Origin of the sequence: Pluralibacter sp. (assembly GCF_019237635.1) — a bacterium.
In the GTDB taxonomy this organism is placed as follows: domain Bacteria; phylum Pseudomonadota; class Gammaproteobacteria; order Enterobacterales; family Enterobacteriaceae; genus Enterobacter_B.
This window is the reverse complement of record NZ_JAFAGS010000151.1, coordinates 1-6,577: the sequence shown is the minus strand read 5'-3', so window position 1 is coordinate 6,577 and position 6,577 is coordinate 1. Positions and strand designations below refer to the sequence as shown.

General features: G+C 53.1%; 6 protein-coding genes and 1 pseudogene. 5 read left to right on the top strand and 2 right to left on the bottom strand.

The window, feature by feature from the left end:
• Positions 1 to 152: 152 nt before the first annotated feature.
• Positions 153 to 1,010: a fructosamine kinase family protein gene (locus JO226_RS17540; RefSeq protein ID WP_293607444.1), complete on the bottom strand. Its 858-nt coding sequence runs from the start codon at positions 1,008 to 1,010 to the stop codon at positions 153 to 155.
• Positions 1,011 to 1,240: 230 nt separating this feature from the next.
• Positions 1,241 to 2,173, bottom strand: a complete 933-nt coding sequence (gene pfkB, locus JO226_RS17535) for a 6-phosphofructokinase II (protein ID WP_293607442.1) — start codon at positions 2,171 to 2,173, stop codon at positions 1,241 to 1,243.
• A gap of 317 nt (positions 2,174 to 2,490) precedes the next feature.
• Here pfkB and JO226_RS17530 point away from each other — a divergent pair, with 317 nt between their 5' ends.
• From JO226_RS17530 to JO226_RS17510, 5 genes and pseudogenes are all read left to right on the top strand, one after another.
• Positions 2,491 to 3,249: a YdiY family protein gene (locus JO226_RS17530; RefSeq protein ID WP_293607440.1), complete on the top strand. Its 759-nt coding sequence runs from the start codon at positions 2,491 to 2,493 to the stop codon at positions 3,247 to 3,249.
• Between the two features lie 440 nt (positions 3,250 to 3,689).
• Entirely contained in the window at positions 3,690 to 5,618 is a 1,929-nt protein-coding gene (thrS, locus tag JO226_RS17525; RefSeq protein ID WP_293607438.1) for a threonine--tRNA ligase, read from the top strand.
• A 3-nt stretch (positions 5,619 to 5,621) separates the two neighbouring features.
• Positions 5,622 to 6,164: a translation initiation factor IF-3 gene (gene infC / locus JO226_RS17520; RefSeq protein WP_275050287.1), complete on the top strand. Its 543-nt coding sequence runs from the start codon at positions 5,622 to 5,624 to the stop codon at positions 6,162 to 6,164.
• A gap of 97 nt (positions 6,165 to 6,261) precedes the next feature.
• Positions 6,262 to 6,459 (top strand): 50S ribosomal protein L35, encoded by a 198-nt coding sequence (gene rpmI / locus JO226_RS17515; RefSeq protein ID WP_001124225.1) that lies wholly within the window; start codon positions 6,262 to 6,264, stop codon positions 6,457 to 6,459.
• 50 nt (positions 6,460 to 6,509) lie between these two features.
• Positions 6,510 to 6,577, top strand: a pseudogene (locus JO226_RS17510) (50S ribosomal protein L20); the annotation flags it as partial.

The window sequence follows — 6,577 nt, the reverse complement described above, 5'->3', positions numbered from 1 at the left end:
TGACGCTGAATCCTTTCCAGAAAAGCGAAGTCAGGTTAGCATTCATGGTGACGGCAGTTTTGGACGTTTGGGGTGTTTTTTGGCGAAGACAAACCTAAACGTTCTTACTGCCGTTTTCTATTGGTTCACGCTAATCCGCGATGAACCTTTTTTTACGCTGCCAGCACGCGCTCCAGCGCTTTCTGCGCGGTTAACAGATGCGGGCCGCCAAACAAAATCGCCCGGTTAAGCAGCGTATAAAGCTGGTAAACCGGCTGGCGTTCCAGAAAGCCGTGCGGCAGCGGCGATATTGACTGATAGCCGTCATAAATTTGCGGCGGCTGTTCCGGGTGAAGCGGTAGCATCGCCAGATCGCATTCGCGGTCTCCCCAGTAACAGGCTGGGTCAAAGATATAGGGGCCGGACGGGCCGAGCGCGCAGTTCTGCGACCACAAATCGCCGTGCAGCAGCGATGGCGTCGGCTGATGGCTGCTCAGCCGCTGGTGGATATGCTCGACGATGGCGTCGATATTGCCGAAAGCCATGCCTTTTTCCGCCGCCAGTTCCAGCTGCCAGCCTATCCGTTGCTCGGCAAAAAAGGTCGACCAGCGTCGCTGCCAGGTGTTGGGTTGTGGCGTTGTCGACAGGTCGTTGTCGAAGTCGAGCCCAAACTGTGGCTGATCGCTCCACTCGTGCAGATGCGCTAGCTGCTGACCTAGCAGAAAGGCGTTATGGGCATCCAGCGGGCGAGCAGGGAGATACTCCATGACCAGGAAGCTGTAGTCGCGATCGCTGCCGACGGCGAAAACCTCGGGAACCTGGACGGTTTTGCTGCGCGACAGCAACTCCAGTTGGTCGGCCTCGGCGGTGAAGATGGGCAACATTTCGCGCTCATCGCATTTAACGAAATAGCTCCGGCCGCCAAAACGCAAGTGCCATGCGGCGTGGATTTCTCCGCCGGGCAGTTCGTTGCGCAGCTCGATCTCGCCGTCTCCATGCTCTCTCAACAGGTTACTGATAGCTTGCCACATGCTGTCTCTCCCCATGTCTTCTGCCATATCATAAGGTTAGCGCATAAATGCGGTGGAAAAATAGGAACTGACGCACAACTGTGCGCTTTAAGGGACGGTTATTGTGACCAAGGACGCGTAATGTGATATTCACGCCGGGCGATCACCACATTGTTATTCAAGAGTTTTGTTAGCATAGTCGATAACGCGGATTTGGCGACTCCCGCCGCACAGGCGGTGGGAGCGGCGGTCTATACATTGCACAGATAGTGGTAAATGTTCTGCGTATTCTCAAGCGAGCACAGGCGGGTGCCCTGGTTTAGCGTGGCCGCGCTGCCTGCGGCCACGCCGTAGCGTACCATCTCTTCCAGCGGCGCGTTCTGCGCCAGTTTTAGCGTCATGGCCCCGACCATACTGTCCCCGGCGCCGACGGTGCTCTGGCTTTTTACCGGCGGCGGCACCACCTGAACGGACCCACTGGCGTCCACGCCCAGTGCGCCCTGCGGCCCGAGCGATACGACAACGCGTTTTGCTTTACCGCTGCGCACTATCTCAAGCGCCGCCTGACGCACGTCGTTGGGTTGGGTCAGTTCGCGCTGGACCAGCGCGCTCAGTTCTTTCTGATTCGGCTTAACCAGCTCAAGTCCGCCGACGTTCAGCGCGGCAGCCAGCGCATCGCCGGAACTGTCGATAATGCAGCGCAGGCCGTGCTGCTGCGCGTTTTTTATCAGCGCGGCCAGACGTGCTGTGGAGACGCCCGGCGGCAGGCTGCCGCTAATAACGATAATTGCGCCAGCGTCAGCTGCCATCACCTGAGCCTCCAGACGGACAAATTCGTCATCGCTGAGCGTCGCGCCGGGCATCACGAAACGGTATTGCTCGCCGCTGGCCTTAACATGCACGTGCAGATTTTGCCGCGTCCAGTCCTGCGCTTCGACGGCTTCTACCGGAACACACTCTGCGGCCAGCAGGGCGACCAGGTGCTCTCCTGTTGCGCCGCCCGCCGGGAATATCGCGGTCGCGGTACCGCCGAGAAAAGTGATGGCGCGCGCAACGTTGATCCCGCCGCCGCCCGGTTCAAAAACAGGGGCGCTGCAGCGTAATTTGCCTTCGGGATAAATTTGTGGGGTCTGCGTGGCGCTGTCGAGCGAGGGCGCCAACGTGAGAGTATAGATCTTGGTCATTCTATTACCTCCTTTTATGACCTTTACAGGTCAACCCATAATGTGTTCAGCGTAAGCCTGGCACCTAACTCGCCTGAGGGGAAGTATCAAGAGCATGATTTTTCATGAATTTAGAGTCAAACATTGACTTTTATCATTATGAAATAAAACGAGTTTTAAGAGCCCTCTTATTCAAAAAATGAAATAAGAATTCATTGCTATGTTAATCGGGCCTTTTTATAATTTGTTACCTTTCTTAGGACTGCCTGTCGCTGATCCTCGCGAAAGTTTCCGGGACCGTAATGGTCTCTTTTTTTGTTGTACGGACTCTTAAATAAATGAAGCTTTTCAAGACAGTACCCGTGGCCATCGCGCTGGCGGGGGGCCTGTTTACGTCATTGCACGCACTGGCTGATGATACCGTTTTTACTGTCATGGACGACCCTTCCTCAGCGAAGAAACCGTTTGAAGGTAAAGTGAACGGCGGTTATCTGGCGCAATCTGGTAACACTAAAAGTTCTTCTCTGACCGCAGACTCCACCCTGACCTGGTATGGCGAAAAAACCGCATGGTCGCTGTGGGGCAATGCGAGCAACACTTCCTCTAATGATGAACGCTCCTCAGAGAAATACGCGATTGGCGGGCGTTCGCGTTATAACCTGACCGACTACGATTACCTGTTCGGCCAGGCAAGCTGGTTGACTGACCGCTATAACGGTTACCGCGAGCGTGACGTTTTCACCGCGGGTTATGGTCGCCAGATCATCAATGGGCCGGTGCATAGCCTGCGTTTTGAATTTGGTCCTGGCGTACGTTACGACGAGTACACCGATGGCGAGACGCAGACGCAGGCGTTGGGCTATGTATCGGGGATCTACGCCTGGCAGATGACCGACACCGCGAAATTCACCCAGGGCGTTTCCGTCTTTGGCGCTGATGACACGACGGTCAACTCAGAAACTGCGCTGGATGTAGCCATCAACGCGCATTTCGGTCTGCGTGTCGCCTATAACCTGACCTGGAACTCGCAGCCGCCGTCGACCGCGCCGGATCATACCGACCGTCGTACGATGGTGACCTTAGGGTACAAGATGTAATGTGTCAGGCCGGAAATTTCCGGCCTGATTTTTATGAGAAAAGATCTGCAAGCCACGGAATGCCCAGCGCCAGATGTTGATGCTGACTGATAAAATCAGTCACAGTGTGGATCCGGTGAGTAAAATCCATTTTTGCGCCCTCAATGGCTTAACGGTATGCATAGTGATACCGCGTTGCGCCTTAACGGAAGGCCAACAGCCCGGAATTGGGGCGGCCAGCAAAGCGAATAATAAAGGCGGACTTTCAACGCGTCTTTAAGACGTGTAGTATGGTCAGGTACTTAATTGCAGCTATCGGGAAGATATCAGGCGAATCATTGCCCGGATGTCTGTTTTCCGCAGAGTGAAGCGAGATACCCGATAATCCTGCCGTTAACTTTCTCAAAATTGTTTTGTATGTGCTCTTTCGTGTGGGGCACCACTGCAAATAAGGATATAAAATGCCTGTAATTACTCTTCCTGATGGCAGTCAACGCCATTACGACCACGCAGTAAGCCCAATGGATGTTGCCCTCGATATCGGCCCAGGTCTGGCGAAAGCCTGTATCGCTGGACGTGTGAATGGCGAACTGGTTGATGCCAGCGATCTTATCGAAAATGACGCACAGCTGGCGATCATCACCCTAAAAGATGGAGAAGGTCTGGAAATTCTTCGTCACTCCTGCGCGCATCTGCTGGGTCATGCGATCAAACAGCTGTGGCCGAACACCAAAATGGCGATCGGGCCGGTTGTTGACAATGGTTTCTACTATGACGTGGACCTTGACCATACCCTGACGCAGGAAGATATCGACGCCCTCGAAAAGCGTATGCACGAGCTGGCGGAGAAAAACTACGATGTCATCAAGAAGAAAGTGAGCTGGCATGAAGCCCGCGAAACGTTCGTGAAGCGCGGCGAGATGTATAAAGTCTCTATTCTCGATGAGAATATTGCGCATGATGACAAACCGGGTCTGTACCACCATGAAGAATACATCGACATGTGCCGCGGTCCGCACGTGCCGAATATGCGTTTCTGTCATCACTTTAAACTGATGAAAACCGCAGGGGCGTACTGGCGTGGCGACAGCAACAATAAAATGCTGCAGCGCATTTACGGCACCGCCTGGGCCGATAAAAAAGCCCTGAATGCCTACCTGCAACGCCTGGAAGAAGCGGCGAAGCGTGACCACCGTAAAATCGGCAAGCAGCTCGACCTGTACCATATGCAGGAAGAAGCGCCGGGTATGGTGTTCTGGCATAATGACGGCTGGACCATTTTCCGCGAGTTGGAAACGTTTGTTCGCTCCAAGCTCAAAGAGTACCAGTACCAGGAAGTGAAGGGCCCATTCATGATGGACCGCGTCCTGTGGGAAAAAACCGGTCACTGGGACAACTACAAAGATGCCATGTTCACCACCTCTTCCGAGAACCGTGAGTACTGCATCAAGCCGATGAACTGCCCGGGTCACGTGCAGATCTTCAACCAGGGTCTGAAATCCTACCGCGACCTGCCGCTGCGTATGGCGGAGTTCGGTAGCTGCCATCGTAACGAGCCGTCAGGCGCGCTGCATGGCCTGATGCGCGTGCGCGGCTTTACGCAGGACGATGCGCATATCTTCTGTACCGAAGATCAGGTGCGTGACGAAGTTAACGCCTGTATCCGTATGGTCTACGATATGTACAGCACTTTTGGCTTCGAGAAGATCGTCGTCAAGCTGTCAACTCGTCCTGAAAAACGTATCGGCAGCGACGAAACCTGGGATCGCGCGGAAGCGGATCTGGCGGTTGCGCTGGAAGAGAACAACATCCCGTTTGAATATCAACTGGGTGAAGGGGCGTTCTACGGCCCGAAAATTGAATTTACCCTGTATGACTGCCTCGATCGTGCATGGCAGTGCGGTACGGTACAGCTGGACTTCTCTCTGCCGCAGCGTTTGAGCGCCTCTTATGTTGGCGAAAACAACGAGCGTCAGGTACCGGTCATGATTCACCGCGCCATCCTCGGGTCCATCGAACGCTTCATCGGTATCCTGACCGAAGAGTTCGCTGGTTTCTTCCCGACCTGGCTTGCGCCAGTGCAGGTGGTGGTAATGAACATTACCGATTCTCAGTCTGAATATGTTAACGAATTGACCCGCAAACTACAAAATGCCGGTATTCGTGTAAAAGCAGACTTGAGAAATGAGAAGATTGGCTTTAAAATCCGCGAGCACACTTTACGTCGTGTCCCGTATATGCTGGTTTGTGGCGACAAAGAGGTGGAAGCAGGCAAAGTTGCCGTGCGCACCCGTCGTGGCAAAGACCTTGGCGTCATGGGCGTAGAGGAAGTGATTGAGAAGCTGCTACAAGAAATCCGTAGCCGCAGTCTTCAACAACTGGAGGAATAAGGTATTAAAGGCGGAAAACGAGTTCAAACGGCACGTCCGAATCGTATCAATGGCGAGATTCGCGCCCAGGAAGTTCGCTTAACTGGTCTGGAAGGCGAGCAGCTGGGTATTGTGAGTCTGAGAGAAGCTATCGAGAAAGCTGAAGAAGCTGGCGTCGATTTAGTTGAAATCAGCCCTAACGCCGAACCGCCAGTTTGTCGTATCATGGACTACGGCAAGTTCCTTTATGAGAAGAGTAAGTCTTCTAAGGAACAGAAGAAAAAGCAGAAAGTTATCCAGGTTAAGGAAATTAAATTCCGCCCTGGTACTGACGAAGGTGACTATCAGGTAAAACTCCGCAGCCTGATTCGCTTTCTCGAAGATGGCGATAAGGCCAAAATCACGCTGCGTTTCCGCGGTCGTGAGATGGCCCACCAACAGATCGGTATGGAAGTGCTTAACCGCGTGAAAGAAGATCTGGTTGAACTGGCAGTAGTCGAATCCTTCCCAACGAAGATCGAAGGCCGCCAGATGATCATGGTGCTCGCTCCTAAGAAGAAACAGTAAGGCCTTCAAGTAGCAATTCCTGTGGAGCCTTCGGGCTTCACAGGCGTTGTTCGCCTATGTTTCGTTTATTTAACAATGCGAAGTGGAAGTTAATAAAATGCCAAAAATTAAGACCGTACGCGGTGCTGCTAAGCGCTTTAAAAAAACCGGTAAAGGTGGTTTTAAGCACAAGCACGCTAACCTGCGTCACATTCTGACTAAGAAAGCTACCAAGCGTAAACGTCACCTGCGTCCGAAAGCCATGGTTTCCAAAGGCGATCTGGGCCTGGTAATCGCGTGCCTGCCGTACGCATAAGTCGTTAACGTTTAACTTTTTTTAATTAGAATAGATACAGGAGAGCACACATGGCTCGCGTAAAACGTGGTGTAATTGCACGTGCACGTCACAAGAAAATTTTGAAACAAGCTAAAGG

Excerpts from the sequence above, each read along its gene's own strand:
- JO226_RS17540 (WP_293607444.1), bottom strand. The coding sequence starts at position 1,010 with ATGTGGCAAGCTATCAGTAACCTGTTGAGAGAGCATGGAGACGGCGAG.
- pfkB (WP_293607442.1), bottom strand. The coding sequence starts at position 2,173 with ATGACCAAGATCTATACTCTCACGTTGGCGCCCTCGCTCGACAGCGCC.
- JO226_RS17530 (WP_293607440.1), top strand. The coding sequence starts at position 2,491 with ATGAAGCTTTTCAAGACAGTACCCGTGGCCATCGCGCTGGCGGGGGGC.
- thrS (WP_293607438.1), top strand. The coding sequence starts at position 3,690 with ATGCCTGTAATTACTCTTCCTGATGGCAGTCAACGCCATTACGACCAC.
- rpmI (WP_001124225.1), top strand. The coding sequence starts at position 6,262 with ATGCCAAAAATTAAGACCGTACGCGGTGCTGCTAAGCGCTTTAAAAAA.